The sequence below is a fragment of the Salidesulfovibrio brasiliensis JCM 12178 genome (genome assembly GCF_001311825.1).
In the GTDB taxonomy this organism is placed as follows: Bacteria; Desulfobacterota; Desulfovibrionia; order Desulfovibrionales; family Desulfovibrionaceae; genus Pseudodesulfovibrio; species Pseudodesulfovibrio brasiliensis.
This window is the reverse complement of sequence record NZ_BBCB01000061.1, coordinates 1-20,606: the sequence shown is the minus strand read 5'-3', so window position 1 is coordinate 20,606 and position 20,606 is coordinate 1. Positions and strand designations below refer to the sequence as shown.

Annotated in this window: 18 protein-coding genes and 2 pseudogenes; 14 read left to right on the top strand and 6 right to left on the bottom strand. The window is 61.2% G+C overall.

Annotated elements, in window-relative coordinates; all coding sequences use genetic code 11:
• Nucleotides 1-2,020: insulinase family protein (locus JCM12178_RS12880; protein ID WP_054651912.1), on the bottom strand; the 2,020-nt coding region annotated here is incomplete at its 3' end.
• A gap of 203 nt (nucleotides 2,021-2,223) precedes the next feature.
• On the opposite strand from JCM12178_RS12880, the gene JCM12178_RS12875 reads away from it, so the two are divergent.
• Nucleotides 2,224-2,856, top strand: a complete 633-nt coding sequence (locus JCM12178_RS12875; protein WP_054651911.1) for a peroxiredoxin — start codon at nucleotides 2,224-2,226, stop codon at nucleotides 2,854-2,856.
• Between the two features lie 85 nt (nucleotides 2,857-2,941).
• Here the strand turns inward: JCM12178_RS12875 and JCM12178_RS12870 are convergent, their stop codons facing one another.
• The 3 genes from JCM12178_RS12870 to JCM12178_RS12860 form a co-directional block, all read right to left on the bottom strand.
• A complete protein-coding gene (locus JCM12178_RS12870; protein ID WP_054651910.1) occupies nucleotides 2,942-3,595 on the bottom strand; it encodes a CBS domain-containing protein in 654 nt (217 codons plus the stop codon).
• Between the two features lie 83 nt (nucleotides 3,596-3,678).
• A complete protein-coding gene (locus tag JCM12178_RS12865) occupies nucleotides 3,679-4,176 on the bottom strand; it encodes a hypothetical protein (RefSeq protein ID WP_054651909.1) in 498 nt (165 codons plus the stop codon).
• A 64-nt stretch (nucleotides 4,177-4,240) separates the two neighbouring features.
• Nucleotides 4,241-5,278: an OmpA family protein gene (locus JCM12178_RS12860; protein ID WP_054651908.1), complete on the bottom strand. Its 1,038-nt coding sequence runs from the start codon at nucleotides 5,276-5,278 to the stop codon at nucleotides 4,241-4,243.
• Nucleotides 5,279-5,506: 228 nt separating this feature from the next.
• Here JCM12178_RS12860 and rfaD point away from each other — a divergent pair.
• The 12 genes and pseudogenes from rfaD to hypB all read left to right on the top strand — a co-directional run bounded on the left by rfaD (nucleotide 5,507) and on the right by hypB (nucleotide 17,964).
• Nucleotides 5,507-6,483 (top strand): annotated as a pseudogene (gene rfaD / locus JCM12178_RS12855) (ADP-glyceromanno-heptose 6-epimerase).
• A 21-nt stretch (nucleotides 6,484-6,504) separates the two neighbouring features.
• Nucleotides 6,505-8,277 carry an LPS-assembly protein LptD gene (locus tag JCM12178_RS12850; protein WP_245628763.1) on the top strand — a complete coding sequence of 591 codons (1,773 nt, stop codon included), beginning with the start codon at nucleotides 6,505-6,507 and terminating at the stop codon, nucleotides 8,275-8,277.
• Complete coding sequence (locus JCM12178_RS19855) at nucleotides 8,214-8,882, top strand: LPS-assembly protein LptD (protein ID WP_245628762.1); 669 nt, start codon at nucleotides 8,214-8,216, stop codon at nucleotides 8,880-8,882. The genes JCM12178_RS12850 and JCM12178_RS19855 overlap by 64 nt, the downstream gene beginning before the upstream one ends.
• Nucleotide 8,883: 1 nt before the next feature.
• Nucleotides 8,884-10,730, top strand: a pseudogene (gene mutL / locus JCM12178_RS12845) (DNA mismatch repair endonuclease MutL).
• Between the two features lie 10 nt (nucleotides 10,731-10,740).
• On the top strand, nucleotides 10,741-11,874 hold the full coding sequence (gene alr, locus JCM12178_RS12840) for an alanine racemase (RefSeq protein ID WP_054651907.1): 1,134 nt from the start codon (nucleotides 10,741-10,743) through the stop codon (nucleotides 11,872-11,874).
• A 50-nt stretch (nucleotides 11,875-11,924) separates the two neighbouring features.
• Nucleotides 11,925-12,131, top strand: coding sequence for a hypothetical protein (locus JCM12178_RS12835; protein WP_054651906.1), 207 nt, complete (start codon nucleotides 11,925-11,927; stop codon nucleotides 12,129-12,131).
• A gap of 240 nt (nucleotides 12,132-12,371) precedes the next feature.
• Nucleotides 12,372-12,830, top strand: a complete 459-nt coding sequence (locus JCM12178_RS12830) for a cytochrome P460 family protein (RefSeq protein ID WP_157054914.1) — start codon at nucleotides 12,372-12,374, stop codon at nucleotides 12,828-12,830.
• Between the two features lie 299 nt (nucleotides 12,831-13,129).
• Nucleotides 13,130-14,821: a HAMP domain-containing sensor histidine kinase gene (locus tag JCM12178_RS12825; RefSeq protein ID WP_245628761.1), complete on the top strand. Its 1,692-nt coding sequence runs from the start codon at nucleotides 13,130-13,132 to the stop codon at nucleotides 14,819-14,821.
• Nucleotides 14,822-14,853: 32 nt separating this feature from the next.
• Nucleotides 14,854-16,089: an inorganic phosphate transporter gene (locus JCM12178_RS12820; RefSeq protein ID WP_054651903.1), complete on the top strand. Its 1,236-nt coding sequence runs from the start codon at nucleotides 14,854-14,856 to the stop codon at nucleotides 16,087-16,089.
• A 24-nt stretch (nucleotides 16,090-16,113) separates the two neighbouring features.
• A complete protein-coding gene (locus JCM12178_RS12815) occupies nucleotides 16,114-16,788 on the top strand; it encodes a DUF47 domain-containing protein (RefSeq protein ID WP_054651902.1) in 675 nt (224 codons plus the stop codon).
• A gap of 132 nt (nucleotides 16,789-16,920) precedes the next feature.
• Nucleotides 16,921-17,280, top strand: a complete 360-nt coding sequence (locus tag JCM12178_RS12810) for a hydrogenase maturation nickel metallochaperone HypA/HybF (protein ID WP_054651901.1) — start codon at nucleotides 16,921-16,923, stop codon at nucleotides 17,278-17,280.
• 24 nt (nucleotides 17,281-17,304) lie between these two features.
• Nucleotides 17,305-17,964 carry a hydrogenase nickel incorporation protein HypB gene (gene hypB, locus JCM12178_RS12805; RefSeq protein WP_054651900.1) on the top strand — a complete coding sequence of 220 codons (660 nt, stop codon included), beginning with the start codon at nucleotides 17,305-17,307 and terminating at the stop codon, nucleotides 17,962-17,964.
• 74 nt (nucleotides 17,965-18,038) lie between these two features.
• On the opposite strand, the gene JCM12178_RS12800 is transcribed toward hypB, so the two are convergent.
• Nucleotides 18,039-19,031, bottom strand: a complete 993-nt coding sequence (locus JCM12178_RS12800) for a glycosyltransferase family protein (protein WP_054651899.1) — start codon at nucleotides 19,029-19,031, stop codon at nucleotides 18,039-18,041.
• On the bottom strand, nucleotides 19,024-19,854 hold the full coding sequence (locus JCM12178_RS12795) for a WcbI family polysaccharide biosynthesis putative acetyltransferase (protein ID WP_054651898.1): 831 nt from the start codon (nucleotides 19,852-19,854) through the stop codon (nucleotides 19,024-19,026). Before JCM12178_RS12795 ends, JCM12178_RS12800 begins: the two co-directional genes overlap by 8 nt.
• Before the next feature lie 115 nt (nucleotides 19,855-19,969).
• On the opposite strand from JCM12178_RS12795, the gene JCM12178_RS12790 reads away from it, so the two are divergent.
• Nucleotides 19,970-20,606: nicotinate-nucleotide--dimethylbenzimidazole phosphoribosyltransferase (locus JCM12178_RS12790; RefSeq protein WP_172677132.1), on the top strand; the 637-nt coding region annotated here is incomplete at its 3' end.

The following is a 20,606-nucleotide window of genomic DNA, read 5'->3' as shown; positions in this document are numbered from 1 at the left end:
GCACAAGGGCCTGCTCGAGGCGCGCCAGCGATTCGGAGACCATCTGGCGCAGGCGCGTGCGGTCGTCGAGGCGGGCTTCGGTGAGAATCTCCTTGAGGATGTCGGCGGTCTCGTCGAGCTTGTCGCCGGTGGCCTTGACCCGGACGATCAGCCGCGCGGCTGCCTCGGGCGAGCCGAGGACCGGCTGGCAGAGCACCTGCGGGGAGATGCCGCCGGTGGTGCGGGCGATCCACTGGGAGAGGTCTACGTAATCGCGTTTCTTTGTGCCGGCTTCCACGAGGGTGCGGCCGAGCAACGGCACGAGGTGCAACAGCTCGTCTGGCACGCCGGAGAGGTCGAAGGCGAGGTCGAAGTAGGCGATGCCGCTGGTGTGCAGGTCGTGATAGTGGCACTGGACGCCGCCGGTCTCGACGGTCTCGGCCGGGATGGGCGTATTCTTTTCAGGCAGGTCGGCAACCTGAAGGCGCGGGATGCTCGCCAGCGCCTCGGGGTCGTCCGGTTCTTCCTGAAGGCGGCGCAGCTCCGCGGTTTCCTCGATGACCCGCTTGAGGTCCTCGTCGCTCATGGCGGCCTTTGCTTCGGCGAGGCGGCCGCGTTCCTTCTTGGTCAGCTCCTTGCCGAGGTTTTCGTCCGGCTCCAGCAACACGGTGGTGCGGTGCGGGTTGTGGAGCAGCAGCCGGGAGATGAGCTCCTCGAAGATATTCTCGCCTTCGGCCACCCATGCCTTGATGTTTCTGAGCGGCTCCTCGAAGGGCAGCAGCAGGAGCGGGTCGCCGGGGTTTCCCTTTTCATCGTCGTACAGCCACGTGGAGAGGGTCTGGAACATGAGCGACAGGCCGCGCGGGTAGCTGCCGGTGTTGTTCTCGCGCAGGTCGAATTCCACGGAGTTGATGGCCGCTTCCACGTCCTTGGGGTCGATGCCGTTTTTGACCAGCCCCACGAGGGTGTCGTGGATGAGCGATTCGATCTTGATGGCGTTGGCCGAGTGCACGCCCTTGAGGCCCACGGAGAAGAACATCTGGCGGATGTCGGCTTCAAGGCCGACGCCCGCGAGGTCTTCGCCGAGGCCGGAGTCCATGAGCGCCTTTCGCAGCGGCGAGGAGGGCAGTCCGGTGAGGATGTGCTCAAGAATGTGCAGGGCGAGGTTCAGGTTGGCGTCCGCGGTCTCGGCCAGCAGCCAGTTCACGGTGAACATGCACTTGGTGTTGCCTGCCGAGGCCGGGAAGGTCTTGCGCACTTCGCGGGCCTTCTCAAAGCGGGGCTGGAGCGGCACCTGCGAGAATTCGGGGCTCAGGGGCTCGAACTGATTGAAGTATTCGTCAAGGATTTCCAGCCGCTTTTCCGGGTCGTCGTCCCCGTAGAAGAAGGCGTAGGCGTTGGACGGGTGGTAGTGGGTGCGGTGGAACTCGCTGAACTGCTCCCATGTCAGGTCCGGGATGACGAACGGGTCGCCGCCGGAGTCGAGCCCGTAGGTGTTGTCCGGGAAGAGCGACTGCTGGGAGTATTCGTAAAGGAGTGAGTCCGGGCTGGAGTATGCCCCTTTCATTTCATTGTAGACGACGCCCTTGTAGGTCATGCGGCCTTCGGGGTCGTCCAGCTCGTAATGCCAGCCTTCCTGCTTGAGGCGGTTTTCGTCCAGCAGGGGGAAGAATGCCGCGTCGAGGTAGACGTCCACGAGGTTGTAAAAGTCGGCAAGGTTGGCGCTGGCCACGGGGTAGCAGGTCTTGTCCGGGAAGGTCATGGCGTTCAGGAACGTCTGGAGCGAGCCCTTGAGCAGCTCCACGAACGGCTCCTTGACCGGATACTTGCGCGAGCCGCAGAGCACCGAATGCTCCAGAATGTGCGCGATGCCGGTGGAATCCTCAGGCGGTGTGCGGAAGCTGATGCCGAAGACCTTGTTTTCGTCGTTGTTAATCATGGAAAGCACGCGACCGGCGGTCTTTTTGTGCCGCCAGACCTGTGCGACGCTTCCCAGTTCCTCTATTCTTTCTTCGCGAATCTTCTCGAAGCCGTGATTCATCCGCGTGACTCTCTCTTTTGGTTTGTGTTAGGGGAGTGCGTTGAAGCTCCTCCCGTCATCCGGTTCGTCTACATACATCATGAGGCCCCGGAGTTGAAGGGGCAGGAATTTTCAAAAAACGGGTTGACATGCAAAGGAGGGTTCTTTAAATAGGAATCATTCCTGATTTATGGATAACCAATTTGAACAAAAGGAGAACGAATATGAGTTGTGGACACGAACACGAGCATGAGCACATTGATTTCGCCCGCGTGGGCCAGCCTGTTCCGGCCTTTGCCATGGAAACCTTCGATCCCGAGGAAGGGTTCTTCGGCGAAGTCGACCTCGGCAAACTGCGCGAGGAAGGCAAGTGGGTGGTCCTGTTCTTCTACCCCGCGGACTTCACCTTTGTCTGCCCCACCGAGCTGGCGGACCTTGCTGAAAAGCACGCCGAGCTGAAAGAGCTGGGCGCCGAAGTGATCTCCGTCTCCACGGACACCAAGTTCACCCACATGGCGTGGAAAAACGACGAGCGCCTGCTGGAGAACGTGAAATACAAGATGGCTGCCGACCCGACCGGCGAAGTGTCCCGTTTCTTCGACATCTGGGACTACGAGACCGGCCTTGCCCTGCGCGGCACGTTCATCATCAACCCGGACGGCATGCTGGTCTCCTCCGAGACCAACTTCTACAACGTGGGCCGTAACGCCGATGAGCTGGTCCGCAAGATGAAGGCCAACGTGCACCTGCGCGAGAATCCCAACGAAGCCTGCCCGGCCAAGTGGGAACCCGGCCAGAAGACCCTGACTCCGGGCGAAGGTCTGGTTGGCAAGGTCTACGAGGCCCTGAACGACTAGCACTGAACAGTTAACGCTGGGGATACGAAAACCCCGGAACGGCATGGCCGTTCCGGGGTTCTTCTTTTTCGTCGCGGCGAGAGCTTTATTGCCAGTCGCCGGAAAAGTCGTCCGGTCCCACGAGCTTGTATTTGCGCTCGTTCAGTGCGGCTTCGATTTCCGAGGTGTCCTCGGTGGCCACGCGGAACACGATGATGCGGCGGTTGCCGTGGAAGAAGGTGGACGTGGAGATGATCGAGTACTTCATGTTGGCGATGATGCCCGCCACTTCATAGAGCACGCCGAACTTGTCCTCGGTCTCGATGGTGATGCGGCTGCCGCCTTCGCGGTAGCCCATTTCCTCCACCAGCACTTCCAGCATGACCGAGCGGTTGATGTAGCCCATGAGGTCGCCTTTCTCGTCCACCACGGCCAGCCCGGCAAGGTTCATCTCGTACATCATGTCCGCGGCCGCTTCGATCTCGGTCTCCGGGGTCACGGTCTTGATGTCCTTGCGGACCACTTCCTTGATGGTCAGCTTGCTCATGAGGTGGCTGATTTCGTGCTTGCCGAGGGAGGTCATGACGCTCGGCAGAGCCGCGTTCACGTCTTCCTTTCGGACATAGCCGACGAGCTTCTCGTTTTCCACCACGAGCAGCATCCAGAGCCTGTTGTCCTCGAAGCTTTTCTGGGCGTCCTTGACAAGGGTGTCAGGGGAGACGGTCACGAAATCCTTGAGCATTTTCAACCCGACAAACATGCAGCAACCTCCTTGCGGTGCAGAGAGCGTAACAGAGACTTCCGCAGGTGCGGACGGCCGTGAATCCTATGGGGTGCAGGGTATTATTTCCAGGCTCCGTTCTGGAACCGGAAGATGACGTAGTTGGGCTTGCGCTCCACGAGGCGGAATTCGCCGGAGCGGCAATCGGTTCGGGACTCGCCGACGGACTCGTAGACGCGTTCTTCAAGGATCATCGTGCCGGTGAAGGGGATGATCTTGCTGTCCTTCTTGCGCACACGGCAGCGCTCCGTATTGGCGGCAAACTCGTGGTAACGGGCGCGCCAGGAACCGTCGGGCTGCTGCTCCACTTTCATGCGGGAGCGGGAATGGAGGTGGTTTCTGTTCAGGGAGGCGATGCGGCTTTGGGCAAAGCGCTTGAAATGCGCATGCATTTTGGCCACTTCCTTGTCAACGCGCGGCTTGAGCGCCTGCCCCTGCGTCTTGCCGGGCTCGGCGGCCGCGACAACCGTTTCGGACTTGCTGTTTCCCGCAAGCGCAAAACCGGTCGCCAAAACCGTGATGATGAGTGTCGAAAAAAGGATGCGTACCATGGATTTCATGCCAACTCCGCGTAATGAAAAGCCTTGCCGGGCGCGGGCTGCGCCCGCAAGGGGGACAATACGATTATTTGCTCAGGAGATCAACCCTACGGTTGAGCCTGCGGCCCTCGCGGGTGCCGTTGTCGTATTTCGGGTTGAGTTCGCCGTAACCCACTGCGGTCAGGCGGTTGGCGGAGATGCCGTTTTCGACAAGCCAGGTCTGCACGGAGCCGGCGCGGCGTTCGGACAGGCCCTGGTTGTAGGCTTCGGTACCGGTGGAGTCGGTGTGACCGGCGATTTCGAACTTGAGGGAGGGGTTCTCTTCAAGCAGCATCTTCACTTCTTCGAGTACCGGGATCATCTCGTCGGTGATCTTGTACTTGTCGAAGCCGAAGTGCAGGTCGAAGGAGATGGTCATCGCTGCAGGTTCGACCGGAGCCGGGGCAGGTTCGGCGGCGACTTCTTCGTAGAAGACGTCCTTGACGAAGCTGCTCATGGCGGCGGGTTCGAAGAATTTCGGGATTTCAGCGTTCACGGAGCAACCGGACAGGGCGCGGATCTGGTCGATGACCATGCGGCCGTGGTCGGTGTCGGCGAGGCTGACGATGTGCAGGCAGAGGTTGGCGCCGTATTTGGCGTACAGTGCCTTGGCTTGCATCACCGGGTCGGAACCGTAGTTGGAGTCGCCGTCGGTGAACATGATGACCGCAGTCTTGCCGGACATGCCGGAGATGACCGGGTCGATGTCCATCAGGCCGTTGCCCATGGGGGTGTTGCGGTTGAAGATGTCAAAGTCGTCGGGCAGGTTTGCAATGCCCTTGCCGAAGGCTGCCTCGTTGTAGGCGGTGGGCTGGATGCGCGCTTCGAACGGGGCGAAGCAGAACAGAGCACCCGTGTAATCCAGTTCCGGGATGGCCTTGTTCATGGCTGCTGCGGCGTTCTTGGCGAGATCGATTTTGGTCTTGCCCAGCGTGTCGTGTTTCTGAGCCATGGAGCCGGACTGGTCCACGAAGATGATGAAGTTGTCCACCTTCTTGACCATTTCGGCATGGGCCACGCCTGCTGCCATCGCCAGCGTCAAGAGCATGGCAAGGCAGAGAGTGAAGAGACGGGTCTGTTTCATGATTTCGCTCCTTATCCTGTTGAACGGTAAATGCTTCTACGCGGGAACTGACGAGTTTTAACATTAGGCCAGATATATGCGCGAATCAAGTGGGGTTTGTAAAAAATCATGGCAATGTCAATTTTCTTATGACCGTCACGAACCTTGCGAACTGCGCTGTAACGCAGTATAAAAAGACGTTTTGCCGCGTGCGGCCATAAATCAGCGAAACCTTCCGGGAGAAACGGAATGTATATTGTTACCGGCGGCGCAGGGTTCATCGGGAGCGCCATGGTCTGGAAACTCAACACCATGGGCATTGAAGACATTCTGGTGGTGGACAACCTGTCCACATCGGAAAAGTGGAAGAATCTCGTAAACCTGCGATATGAAGACTACCTTCACCGCGACCAGTTCCTCAAGATGATTATCAGCGGAGACGACCCCTTCGAGACCGAGGGGGTCATTCACATGGGCGCGTGTTCGGCCACCACCGAGCTGGACGCCGACTTCCTCATGGAGAACAACTACCGCTACACCCAGCACCTCTGCCGTTTCTGCGTAGGGAACGGGGCGCGGTTCATCAACGCCTCCAGCGCGGCCACCTACGGCGGCGGGGAACACGGCTTTTCCGACGACGAGGACGGCATTGACGCGCTCAAGCCCCTGAACATGTATGGCTACTCCAAGCAGCTCTTCGACCTCTGGGCCAAGCGGGCCGGGTTGCTGGACCATATCGCCAGCCTCAAGTTCTTCAACGTCTTCGGGCCGAACGAGTACCATAAAGGCGACATGATGAGCGTGATCTGCAAGGCCTTCTCCCAGATCGGGGATTCGGGTCAGCTCAAGCTCTTCCGCTCCCACCGCTCCGACTACGAGGACGGTGGCCAGACCCGCGACTTCGTCTACGTCAAGGACTGCGTGGACATCATGGCCTGGCTGCTGGAGCACCGCGACGTGGGCGGCATCTTCAACGTGGGCACCGGCAACGCCGGAGTTTCCGGGACCTCGCGCTGGCCACTTTCGCCGCCATGGAGAAGGAACCGGATATCGAGTACGTGGACATGCCCGAATCCATCCGGGACAAATACCAGTATTTCACGCAGGCCGAGATGGGCAAGCTGCGCGCGGCCGGATACGACGCGGCCATGACGCCCCTTGAGGAAGCCGCGTCCGACTACGTGCGCAACTATTTGGCGCAGGACGATCCGTACCTCAAACCCTAAGGTCGGAGAATCGGGGACGCATTGAAATCACGCTCGCGAAATCTGGCGCTGCTGGCAGCGCTCTCTGCGCTTATCCTGCTGACGCTACCCGCCGTGCTCATGGGCAAGGACCGGGTTCTCAGCGGGATACGCGCATATGTGCCCGACATGCCGAAGCGAGCCGAGGAGGAGCCCGACAAGTGGACCTTCTCGGCTGATCGCGTCTCCGCGCAGCACACCAGCGAGTACATCGAGGCCGAGGGCAACTGCACCCTGTCCATGGGGGCGAACCTCGTGCGGGCGGACTTTGCCCGCTACTACCGCGAGACCGGCTGGATTCTCCTTCGCGGCAACGTCCGCGCCCGCTGGGAGGGCGACTTTCTTGAGGCCGACGAGGCCGAGTTCGACCTGAACAACATGCTCGGCTGGCTCAAGAACGGCCGTGCCTTCGTGGCCAAGCCGCACGTCTATGTGGACTCGGAGATGATCGAGCGCAAGCCGGGCGGCAGCTATACCTTCAAGAACGCCCGTGTGACCCGCTGCTCCGGCGACAGTCCGGCATGGTCCGTGACTTCCTCCGAGGGCGACGTGACCATCGACGGCCGCGTGCGCCTTTACCACACCGCCTTCAGGGTCAAGAACCTCCCCGTGGCCTATCTGCCGTACGCTTCGCTCCCGGCTCAGCGCGGCAGGCAGAGCGGGTTTCTCTTCCCCGAATTCGGCTCCAGTTCCCGGTTGGGTTTCAATATGGACATGGCCTACTACTGGGTGATCAACGACGAGATGGACGTGACCGTCTCGGAAAAATTCATGAGCAAGCGCGGCCTGATGCACGGCGTGGAGCTTCGACACACCGAGGACGAAAATTCCAAGGGCATGTGGCAGGCCAACTGGCTGGTGGACAATGAGCGGGCCACACAAGAATCCGACGAGGATGATACTTTTCAGGGCGACGGCCTGACCCGCAGCAACCGCAACCGCTGGTGGGTGCGCGGCAAATACGACGGCTGGCTCTATTCTCCGAAATGGAAGGTGCTCGCGGACATCGACCTTGTTTCCGACCAGAACTACCTGCGCGAGTTCCGTCACGGTCGCACCGGTTTTGACAAGACCCGTGACGAGTTCGTGAATGAATTCGGCCGCGACATCGACGACGCGGACTCCACCCTGCGCACCAACACCCTGTATGCCTCGCGCAGTTGGGACCGTTTCGGCGTGGCGGGCAAGGTCCAGTACCGGCAGAACCTCGAATACAGAAACGGCAACGGCGACAGCAAGGACGACCCCACTGTGCAGACGCTGCCCGAGCTGGACGCCTTTGCGTGGAAGGATACCATTCCGGGCACGCCGCTGGAGTTCGACGGTTCCCTCAAATACGATTATTTCCAGCGCAGCTACGGCGACTCGGGCCATCGCCTTGACGCCCGGCCGCAGATAAGCCTGCCGCTGGCCAGCAAGTTCGTCACGGTCATCCCCCGGGCGCGCGTCTATGCCACCTTCTACGACACCACCTCTCACGAAAAAGAGAGCAACCGTTCCAATTCACGGTTTGATACGGAAACCAACAGCACCAAGCCCGGCAGCCAGACCCGTTTCGGGTGGGAGGCCGCCGTATCCATGTTCACCGAGCTGGGCCGTATCTACGAGGTCAGCGGTTCGCCGCAGCTTCGGGCCGCCAACGCCGGGCAGAGCTCGTGGCGAAGCATCCGCCACACCGTCATCCCGCGCGTGATTATACGTACCGTCACAGCATGGGCGGACAGGAGAAGCTGCCCTATTATGATTCGCGCGACAGGCTGGCCCCCGAGGATCTGACCACCTACTCGCTGACGAACATCCTGACCCGCAAGCGCGAGACCGTGCACCTGCGGCGCGGGGACGACGGCGAACCGGTGCCGTACCTGACCACCGACTATCTCGACTTCGCAAGCGTCCGGCTGGAGCAGAGCTACGACCGCAACGAGGCCCAGCGCGACGATATGCGCGACGAGTACGCGCGCCGTCCGCTCTCCGACCTCATGGCCGAGGTCATCGTGCGGCCCGACGACTATGTGGACGTGGTGCTGCGCTCCTGGTGGTCCCCGTACATTCAGAAAATCACCCAGGCAGAGACCACGGTGCGCGTGCACGACGACGAGATCGGCGAGGCCTACATCGGTTTCGACCTGCTCAGCACGGTGGACGAGTACAAGCGTTACCGCGAGAAAGCCATGGCCGTTGGCAAGATCGGCGGCTCCCTCAGGCTCGCCAAGAACGTGACCCTCGGCGCGGACTACCGCCGCGACTTCGCGGGCAGCAAGGACCTGGAAAAAACCGTGCGGCTGACCTTCGAGGGCGAGTGCTACGACGTGTACCTCGGATTCTCGCAGACGCCGGGCAACAACCGCATCGAAGTCGGCTTCGACATTCTCAAATTCTGATATGAGCACCCGAAGACATATACGCCCGCTGCCGCCGGGCCTCAGGAACCAGATCGCCGCGGGCGAGGTCGTTGAACGGCCCTCCAGCGTGGTCAAGGAGCTGGTGGAGAACAGCCTCGACGCGGGCGCGACCCGTGTGGACGTGGTGCTGGAGCAGGGCGGCCGCACCCTCATCGTGGTGCAGGACGACGGCTGGGGCATCCCTCACGATGAACTGGAGCTCGCCGTCACCCGCCACGCCACCAGCAAGATTCGCGAACTCGGCGACCTGACCGCCATCGGCTCTTTCGGCTTCCGTGGCGAGGCCCTGCCGAGCATCGCCTCGGTGTCGCATTTCAAGATGACTTCCCGCGCAGAAGGCTCGGACGAGGCCAGTTTCGTGGAGGTCCGCGCCGGGGAAGTGGAAGGGTCCGGCCCTGCGGCGCTGGCCGCCGGGACTCGCGTGGAAGTGCGCGGCCTGTTTTCCAACGTCCCGGCGCGGCTCAAATTCCTCAAGACAGACCCCACCGAGCACAAGCGCTGCACGGACATCCTTTCGCGTATCTCGCTGGCGCACCTGCACGCCGGGTTCTCCCTGACCGTCAACGGTCGGGAGACGCTCAGGCTTCCGCCGAGGCAACAGTTGGCCGAGCGGCTGGCCGCCTTCTGGCCGCCGCAGGTCTGCGAGGGGCTGCTGCCCTTTGATGCAGAGCGTGAAGGCTACCGTGTTCATGGCGTGGTTGGTGCCCCGGCGCAGGCCCAGTCTCGCGGGGACCGCATCTTTCTTTTCGTGAACGGCCGCGCCGTGGCCGACAAGGTCATGCTCCGCGCTGTGCGGCAGGCGTATGCGGGATGCTGCTGTCAAGGGAATACCCGCAGGCCTGCCTCTTCCTCGACCTGCCGGTGGATCAGGTGGACGTGAACGTGCACCCCGCCAAGATGGAGGTGCGCTTTGTGGACGAAAAGGCGGTTTTTTCCGCCATCAGGCGCGGCGTGGTGCAGGCGCTGACCAATGCCGAAAGCGGCGCGCCCGCAGCCCCGGGATATGGCAGCACTGAACCACAGGCAGCCCAGATGCCGCCGCGCACTATGGAGGACCGCGATCTTCCGGCAGGTGGCGGAACACTCAGCAAGCGCGCCCACACGCCCGGCGGTTCAGCCCCCAAGTTTTCCTCGTACCGCGAATACCGCAGCTCTTACGGCGGTCCTTCCACCAGCGACATTCCGCTGCCGGTCGCGCCTTCCGAATCCTCCGGCGTTCTGGAGCCTGAAGATGATGGTCGCGAACAAGCATATTCCCGGCGCGAAGAGCGGCCGCTGGCCGGGACCGGGCTGGAATACCTCGGGCAGGTCGCCGACACCTATCTCGTGATCCGCGAGGGCGGGCGGCTGACGCTGGTGGACCAGCACGCGGCCCATGAACGCATCATCCTTGAGGCCATGCGACGCGATCGCACCCGGGGCGATGCCCAGCCGCTGGCAATTCCGCTGGAGATGGCCCTGCACCCCTCCGAGGCCGAGACGCTGGAAACGCTCTGGGACGGCCTGCGAGACATGGGCTTCCTGCTGGAGCGGGACGGCACCAGCCGACTGTTGGTCAAGGGCGTTCCGCCCACGCTTGATGCCGGGCGGGCAAAGGAGTATCTTTCCGCGGCACTGGCCGAGCGGTCCCGGGGCATCGAAGAACTCTGGACCATGCTGGCCTGCAAGTCGGCCATCAAGGCCGGACAGCCGCTGGCCGACGACGAGGCCCTCGCCCTGCTCGACGAGTGGGTCCGCTGCCCGGAGCGCGAGTACTGCCCGCACGGGCGTCCTGCCGTGCTTCGCTGGGGTGCGGCCGATCTGGAAAAACTATTCAAACGCAAGTAGTCGAACCGCCATGACCATTACCTATTCCAAGCTCCTGTGCCACATCGACCTCGACGCCATCCGGCACAACTACCGGCAGATGAAATCCATGGGCGGCAACATCATCGCCGTCATCAAGTCCGACGCCTATGGGCACGGTTTGATCGAGACCGCACGGGCTCTTGTGGCCGAAGGCGCGGAAACCTTTGCCGTGGGCTACGTGCATGAGGCCGTGCAGTTGAAGGAGGCCGGAATTCCCGGCCGGATCATCGCCCTGCTTGGGCCGGTGGACAAGGACGATTGCGAGGCCATGATCGAGCACGACATCATCGGCTTCGTGGGCCATTTCGAGACGCTGGCCCGGCTGGCCTATCACTCAGAGGGCCGCCCGGTGCGCGTTAGCCTCAAGTTCGATACCGGCATGTCCCGCCTCGGGTTCACCTGTGAGGACCTGCCCAAACTCAAGGCATTTCTTCGTGGCCGCCCCAACGTGGTGCCGGTCATGGCCAGTTCGCACCTTGCGGTGGCAGACGAGCCGGAGCGGGTCTCCATGACCGAGAAGCAGGCGGCAACCTTCGGCGAGATCGTCCAAGACCTGCGGGCCTCGGGCTTCCGGGTGGAGGCCAATCTTGCCAACTCTGCAGCAATCATGGGGCATCCCGGCTGCCATCACGATTCGCAGCGCGCGGGCATCGCTCTGTACGGCGGCAACCCATTCGCCGGGACCGAGTGGGAACACCTTGGTGCGGAACTGAAGCCCGCCATGGCCGTGAGCGCGCCCATCCTGCACGTTCACCAACTGGACAAGGGCGTAAGCATCAGCTACGGCCATACCTACACGGCCGAGCGGGACATGACCGTGGCCGTGGTGGGCGCGGGATATGCTGACTGCTACAGCCGGGGGCTCTCCAATACCGGCTTCATGAACATCGGCGGCGTGCGCTGCCCGATAGTGGGCCGCGTGTGCATGCAGATGACCGCTGTAGACATTTCCGCCCTTGCAGAGCAGGGAGCCCTCCCCAAAACGGGGGATGACGTCTGGCTGCTCGGCGGTCCGGGTGAAGGAAGTATTTTGCCGCAGGATCTTGCCGATTGGTGGGGAACCATTACATATGAAGTGTTCTGCGTGCTGGGATTGAACCGGCGCGCGTTTCTGAACGAATAACCGGCTGCCGTGCGCGTGGCGGCGCGGCTGGTCGACAAAGGAGCAAGGCTATGAGCGAGTGGGTCGTAGCGGAAAACTATCCCAAGGAAGAACTGGACAAGGAAGGCGTCACTCCCGAGTGGCTGCTGGGCAAATGGCTCGACGTGGCCGAAGACATGGCCCTTATTCCCGAACGCAACGTGCGTGTTGAGGAACGTGGAGGCGTTGTCTTTGTGGAGGTGAGCGAGGAGCTCATGAACTGCATGCGCGGCATCTAAGGGCGGATTTCCTTTCGCGAAAGGCGGGTGCGGCTGTGGCCGCGCCCGTTTTTTTGTTGCACAGAATGGGGCAAGGAGTCCGGGGACTGTTTCAAAGCGGCCCAAATTCGTGTTGCGGCTTGTCTCATGGAGCGTTTTCATGAAATAATGAAAACCATGGGGAATGCGGAGACGGGCGGTATCGTTAAGGCCTGCACGCCGCAGACAGGACGGATAAAGCGCATTTGCGGAGGGTTTTTAATGAGAAAGCTGCTAGTGGGGGTCGCAGTGACCCTGTTGTGTCTTTGCGGTATGGCTCAGGCCGACATGAATCCTGATCCTGACGCGCTCTGGGAGCGCATCGTCGAGTCGGAGCCGTATCGCCAGTGGGCCTTCTTCCCGGACCATCAGGGCATGCAGGAAGGCAGCGCGCCGCATGGTCTCTATCATATCGTCTACGCCAATGACGTGGCCGTGAAAGCCGGGCACCCAAAGGGCGACGGGGCCGTGATCGTGAAGGAGAATTACAACGCGGACAAGGAGCTGGCCGCGATTACGGTCATGTACAAGGTGGAAGGCTACAACCCCGAGGCCGGGGATTGGTTCTGGGCCAAGTACACGCCAGACGGGACCACGCTCATGGCTGGCAAGCCCAAGGGCTGCATTGCCTGCCACACTGCGGCGCAAAGCACGGATTTCATAATGGTTTCGGGTCATTGAGTATAACTGTGACAGGATTTGCCGGAGAGTTTGCCGACTCTCCGGTTTTTTTTCACCCTTTTGTCACGAAGGAAGCGCGCTTTCGGCCCATCATGGCCCATGAACGTGGCGTGTAACACAATCGTAACAAAAGATTGTTTCAGAACTGTAACATTTGTGGTAGGTGTCGCGCGTCCCTGACGCGGGATAACAAGGAAGCGACGATGGTATTTCAGTCTTTCCAAATGCGGGTCCTGCTGTGGGGCGGGGCACTCCTGTTGGCGGCCATGGGGGTCGTCTTTTATTATAGTACGGCAATCGTGGGTTCAGAGCTCCTTGCCGAGACCGAAGACCGCTCCTGGGGCCAACTCAACACCGTCCGCTGGCTGGTGGAAGACCACGGTCCTTTCGAGTCCGAGAAGGCCTTTGACGAGTGGGTGGATCAGCTCGCCTCCCGGCAGGGCATCCGAATCACCTACATTGTCGATGGGCGCGTGGTGGCCGATTCCGAGGTGGACTTCGACCGACTCTCCGAGCTTGAGGACCACAGCACTCGCCCCGAGGTGCTCACGGCCATGGCGGACGGCCGGGGCATGCACCGCCGACAATCCGCAACTCTGCATAAGGATATGATTTACGTGGCCTGGCGAATGGAGGCCACGTCCTCCCTGCCCGACGGGGTGCTTCGCGTCGCCGCGCCCTTCTCTCTCGTGCGGGATCGCCTCGGCGACCTGCGCCGCAACTTTCTCTGGATAATGCTCATCACCGTCGGCGTGGCCTGCGGCCTCGCAGCGCTGCTGTCGCGGGTCATGAGCCGTTCCATCACCGAGTTTTCCAACGTCGCCCGTCAGATAGGCGAGGGCAAGTACGACAAGCGCATCCGGGTGGTTCCGGGCGGCGAGTTTGCGCCGCTGGCCCACTCCGTCAACGCCATGGCCAAGAAGATCGGGCGGCACATCCGCACCATCGAGGACCAGAAAGGCCAGCTCCGGGCCATGTTCGACGGCATGAACGAGGGCGTCATGACCCTTGACGCGGACGGACGCCTTGAGTCCTACAATGCCGCGCTGGACGGCATGATCGCCATGCCCGCCACGGCACGGGGCAGGACCCCCATCGAGGTCACGCGGCGTTACGAGGTGCAGAACCTCGTGGACAGCCTGCTCAAGAACGAAGGTGAGGACGTGAACAGCGTGATCATCGACCTCATGGACAACCGGGTGGTGGAAGTCGGGGCCGTGCCCTACACCGATCACAACGGCGGCCGTAAGATCATCCTCGTCTTTCATGACATCACGGTGATGAAACGCGCCGAAAAAGGACTCAAGGACTTCGTGGCCAACGCCTCGCACCAACTGCGGACGCCGCTGACGAGCATCAAGGGCTACGCCGAGACGCTTCTGGACAGCCCGCCCAAGGACTTCGAGGGCGCCCGCTATTTCCTTGAGATCATCCTCAAGAACGCCAACCACATGACCGGGGTCATCTCCAGCATGCTCGCGCTCGCCAAATCCGAGCAGGTGGGCAAGGCGTTTCGTCGCGTGCAGGTCTCGGGCCGCGAGGCTCTGGAGCAGGCGGTCATCACCGTCACGCCGCTGGCCTCGGAGAAAGACGTTTCCATTGCCGTGGAGATCGAGGATTCCGACCTTTCCGTGATGGGTGACGAGGAAGGGCTTTTACATATTTTCCACAACCTGATCCAGAACGCGGTGAAATACAGCCCGAAGGGGGGCGAGATCCGCATTTACGGCTCGGAGCGCGACGACAAGGTCCGGTTCTGCGTCGAGGATCAAGGCCCGGGGATTTCTGCCGAACACAGCGAAAAGATATTCGACAGGTTCTACCGCGTGGACGAGAACACCATTGACGGAGAGGGCGGCTCGGGCCTCGGATTGGCCATCTGCCGCAGAATCGTCAAGAATTTTGGTGGCGAGATTTGGCATGACGGCTACGGCCGGGACGGCAGCGGAGCGAGGTTCTGCTTCAGCCTGAAGGCCGCTTCATTGGACTAATGGAAAACCCTCCAGGCCGGAGGGGGGAATCAATGGACATCTACGACATCTTCTTCTACCTGTCGCTCGGCGCCGGGTTCATGATGGCTTTCAACCTGGGAGCCAACGACGTGGCCAACTCCATGGCGTCCGCCGTGGGCGCCAAGGCCATCTCGGTGCGGCAGGCGGTTTTTATTGCCAGCATTCTCAACTTCGTGGGCGCGGTCTTTCTCGGCTCCCACGTCACCGCGACCGTTTCCAAGGGCATCATCAACCCCGCCTCCATCTCCGATCCCAAAATCGTGATGATCGGGATGTTCGCGGCCCTTCTCGCGGCCGGGGTGTGGGTGCTGGTGGCCACGCTCACATCGCTGCCCGTGTCATCGACACACTCCATCGTCGGGGCCATAATGGGCTTCGGCATCGTGGCCGGGGGCGCGGACGTGGTCAACTGGCTCAAGATGGGCGGCATCGTGCTCTCCTGGATCATCTCGCCCTTCTTTGCCTCGGCCATCGGCTACTTCGTGTTCACCAGCATCCGTCGGCAGATTCTCTACAAGAAGCATTTCATTCTGCAGGCGTGCAAATGGGCGCCGTTCTGGATAGCCCTCACCGTGGCCCTGATCATGCTTTCGTTCCTTTACAAAACGCCGGTGGGCAAGAGTCTGTCTCTGCCGTGGGGCGTCTCGCTGGCCATAGCCGCTGCTGTCTCGCTGGGCGTGTACTGGGCTGGTCGACTGCTCGTTTCCCGGCTGGTGCGTGACGCAGAGGAAGGTCCGGAGACCGTGGAGGGCGTGTTCCGCAAAATGCAGGTCGGCACCTCCTGTTACGTGGCTCTTTCGCAGGGCGCGAACGACGTGGCAAACGCCATCGGCCCGGTAGCGGCCATCTACCTCATCGCCCGTGAACATCAGCTTCTGGCACAGGCGCAGGTGCCCATTTCCATGCTCGTGCTGGGCGGGGTGGGGATCGCCGTAGGTATTTCGCTGCTTGGTCACAAGGTCATGGCCACCGTGGGCGGCAAGATCACGCAGCTGACAAACACCCGCGGCTTTGCCGTGGACTTCGGGGCGGCCAGCACCGTGCTGGTGGCTTCCAACCTCGGATTGCCCGTCTCCACCACCCATGCAGCGGTGGGCGCGGTGGTGGGCGTCGGCATGGCCCGCGGCTTCCGCGCCGTGGACTTCCGGGTGCTCGGAAAGATCGTGCTGTACTGGGTGCTTACCGTTCCCATTGCGGCGATTACCAGCATCATCTTTTTTGAATTGTTGAAATTTGTGTGTTACTAGCATTCTGGAATAGCGGAGGAATAAATGTATCTGAGATTGCCGTTTTTCGGATTGCTCGCACGTCGCGACCCCATGGACGGGCTGGTGGAGCATTACGACAAGATCGCCGAGTGCATCGCCACCATCGACGACTCGCTGGAGTGCTATGTCTCCGGCGGTGTCTGCCGTGAGTTCAAGGAACTCACCAAGACCATCGACCAGATCGAGAATCACGCGGACAAGATCAAGCGCAACATCCGCAACCATCTGCCCAAGGGGCTGTATATGGCTGTGGATAAGGCGCTTTTCCTGAACTACACCAAGTTTCAGGACAACATCCTCGACGCGGCGCAGGACGCCCTGCACTGGCTGGGCATGCGTCCCGTGGACGTTCCCACGGACATGCAGAAGGACCTCATCGGTCTGCTGGACAGCGTACGCAACGCCACCGAGCTGCTCGGCCCGGCCCTCAAGGCTACCATTGACCTTGTGTACGGGGAGACCCTCGACAGAGAGGGCACCAAGGAGACGTATCGGAAAGTTCGCCATGAGCGCGAAGACATCCGCCGCTCCACCAACAAGCTGGTCAAGAAGATCTACAACTCGGATCTCGACTTCAAGGACATCTACCAGCTCATCCACTTCTGCGAATGCCTCGGCGACATGGGGCATAGCTGCGAAAACTGCGTGGACACCCTGCGCAACATGATCGCCCGCTAGAGGCGCTCCGAACTGATGCTTCCGGGCCCGCTCCCTGAACGGGGGGGCGGGCCCGATTCATTTCCTACCGGGAGCGTGACTTTTCAAGGTGTTTCTTGCCGCCAGAGCAGATTTGGGGTATGCCGAATCCCCATGCATGAAATGTCTATCGCACAAAATATTCTGGACATTCTCCGGGATGAAATGACCAAGCGGAAGATCGCTCGCCTCAAGCGCGTTACCATTAAGAACGGACAACTCGCGGGCGTGGTCACCGAGGCGCTCGTGTTCGCCTGGGACGCGCTGACCCCCAGCATCTCCGAGTTCGATGGCTCCGAGCTGGTGGTTGAGGAAGTGCCGCTCAAGGTGGCCTGCGGCAAATGCGGCACACAATTCGTGCCCGAGCACAGCCGCTACATGCCCTGCCCGGAATGTGAAGAGGTCCTTGGCCACGAAGTTCTGGAGGGCAAGGAACTCTACATCGACAGCATAGAACCTGCCGACTCCGAATAGGGGCCGGGATCACAAGGAGTAGATATGAGCGCTGAAATTCCCATAGTTCGCAACGTGCTGGAAGCCAATGACCGCATCGCCACCCAGCTCAAGGAGATTTTCAGGGAAAAGAACATCCTTTGCCTGAACCTCATGAGCTCTCCCGGTGCAGGTAAGACCAGCCTGCTGGAGCGCACCCTCACCGACCTTCGCGACGAGTTCAGAATGGCCGTGATCGAAGGCGACCTGCAGACCGACAACGATGCCAAGCGCGTTGCCGCCACCGGCGCAAAGGCCGTGCAGATCAACACCGAGGGCGGTTGTCACCTCGACTCCGGCCAGATTCTCGATAGCCTCAAGAGCTTCGACCTCGACGAGCTGGACATCCTTTTCGTGGAAAACGTGGGCAACCTCGTGTGCCCGGCCGAGTTTGACGTGGGCGAGGATCACAAGATCACGCTTCTTTCCGTGACCGAAGGCGACGACAAGCCGGAAAAGTATCCGTTCATGTTCCACATTTCCTCGGTCATGCTGCTGAACAAGGTCGACCTCCTGCCGTATGTGGACTTCGACCTTGAAAGCGCCACCGCCCACGCACGCAAGCTGAACAAGGACATCCTCGTTCTGCCCATTTCCTGCCGCAACGGCGACAATCTTGACCAGTGGTACGACTGGCTCCGCAAGGCGCGTGAAAGCAAGAAATAGCATTCTGCCATATTGACGATCAAAGGCCGCCCCCCGTGCGGCCTTTTTTTATTATTCGGAATTGGGCGCGTTGGTTATTTTTTCGCCGCCGCCAGATAAACGTGACCGAGGGGAGTCGCCTGTTCCGCGTTGGCCCAGTGCAGGTAGATCAGCCGGGTGTGCCGGGCCTTGATTTCATCTGCGCGGGCGATCCGATCCGCAACCACGGCGTGGCGGTCCAGCCTGCGGATGCGTTCTGCAAGCAGGGCGGCCCGGTGTTCACGGCGATTGCCTTCGTTGATGCGGCGGTATCCCGCTTCCCGCGCGGTCTCGCATTGTTCAGGGTTGCCGATGAGGTCACGGGCAAGACGGGCCACGGCTTCGGCATCGCCGGACGGGTAGGTGAACAGGTGTCTGCCGTCCTCGAAAAGATCGTTCTGCCCGTGCCCGACCTGCGGTGTCAGCAGGCAGGAGCGCGTTGCCAGGGCCTCGAAAACGCGGAAATTAAGATCCCCGCGTTCGGCGATGTTCAAGACGACCTTTGCCTTGGGGAACAGCTCGGAAAAAACGCCCTGCCGTACGACGAGACCGGGAAATCGCTCTTTCAGTTCTTTAAGAAAGGCGTGCCGTTCGGGAGTGGTCTCCGGATTCACGGTTCCTGCAAAGAGCAGGTCCCATTCCCGCTCCACGGGGTCGGCAGGCGGATGTTCGTCCCGGATGGGGTAGGGCGGCAGCCAGAACACGCGGTCTTCGGCCAGCCGTAACCGGAAGCGCGGCAGGTGGTCGCGCAGGCTCACCGCGCAGAGGTCGAACCCCTGAGCGTAGGCCGGATACCATTCGTGAATGTGCGAGTCGATGCAGTAGAAAACGGTCAGGCAGGGGAAGGATTCCACCCCGGCCAGCGGCGGGGGCAAGCTGCGGTCATTGTAGACCACGATGTCCGGCTCCTGACCGCATTCCTCACAAAGCGCATCCCATGTGAGTGCGCGCGGGGTGCTGAAGGTAACGGGGATGACATTGAAGCCCTGCCGGGCGAAATCTTCCCGAAAATAGATGCCCCCGACCCATGCGACGGTTGGTTCAGCCATTGGCGGCCCTCACTCGCAGGTAGGCGATGAAATCCGTGATGCCGTTTTTGCGGCAGTCGATGTAATGCGCCGCATAGGTGGCGAAGGTCATGTCTTTGCCGTAGACGTGGTAGCGGGTGTCCGGTCCGGCAAATTCCAGCCCGTAATGGGCGGCCACGAGCGGATGCACGGGCTGTTCGAATTCTGGAAACGGCTCGCCGAGGGCCAGCATTTCTTCCTTTGATGGCGACTCAAGGCCGAGCTGGGTAAGCACGCCTTGGGCGGCAAGGGCCATCAACTCGGCTCCGGGATGGTTGACGGTGTTGAAGAGCCTGCGTTTGCGCCAGTGCTCGCGGATGAAATCCAGGTATTTGACAGTGGTGTGCGACTCGCGTTCGGTTTCGCGGCGGAAGGTCTCCTCCAGCAGTGCGTCGAGATCGTGGTGCTTTCTGGGTGGCTGGCGCAGAAACAGGGTCAGGGTTTCCTCGTCGGGCAGGCCCATGTCCAGCAACTGGTCGAGCCGTTTATCGCGGTAGTCGAAGCCGGGTGCCGAGTCCCAAAGCGGCCAGTAGCCGAGGAAAACCATATTCGGGATGCACTGGGCGCGGGCTCCCTTCGGCAGGCGGCTGAGGACCGCGTCCGAGGCCAGATCACCCCAGTGGTCACCGAGGTGCTGGTAGAGGAAGAGCGAGGCTTTTTCAAGTGCCTCGGGCATGGGTTCGCGCACGTAGTTCGTGACAATGGTGCAATCATAGCGGTCGGCAAACTCCGGGCAGAGAAGCAGCCGCTCCAGAAGCGGTTCACCCTGACAGTTCGCGTGTATGATGCAGATGTCCTTACCCATGCGAGATTCCTCAAGCCGTGGAATAGCACCAAAGCCGGGGGCGGGCAACCGGCCGTGATGATTGCAAACCCCTGTGGGCGGGTGTATATCCCCTCTCACAATTGAGGAGTAGTACATGCAAGAAAGACTTGATTCCGTCACAGCGGCAATCCGTCCGCTCGACCCGGCGCAGGGTGAGCGCGCGCAGGCCCGTCTGGACGATCTGACCAAACCCAAGGGCAGCCTCGGCAGGCTCGAAGACCTCGCCCGGCAGATATTCATGATTCAGGAAGGCGCGGAGCGCATCGGGGTCGATCCGGCGCGCATCTACACCGTTGCTGGGGACCACGGCGTGAACGACGAGGGCGTGAGCCTCTTCCCACAGGAAGTGACCCGCCAGATGGTGCTCAACTTTCTGAACGGCGGGGCGGGCATCAACGTGCTCGCCAAGACCGTGGGCGCACAGCTCTATGTGGTGGACGCCGGTTCCTGCGGCGGCGGGTACGACGAGCATCCCAATCTCATTCAGGCGAAAATTGCCCCCGGCACTGCCAATCTCGCCGCTGGCCCGGCCATGACCCGTGAGCAATGCCTCGAAGCGTTGCTGCTGGGCGTGCGGCTGGCTGACGAGGCGCATGAAGCGGGTATCAGGATGCTTGGTACCGGCGATATGGGCATATCCAACACCACGCCCTCCACGGCGCTTTACTGCGCGTTTCTCGGGCTGGACCCGCAGGAGGTCACAGGTCCGGGGACCGGGCTGGACGGCGACG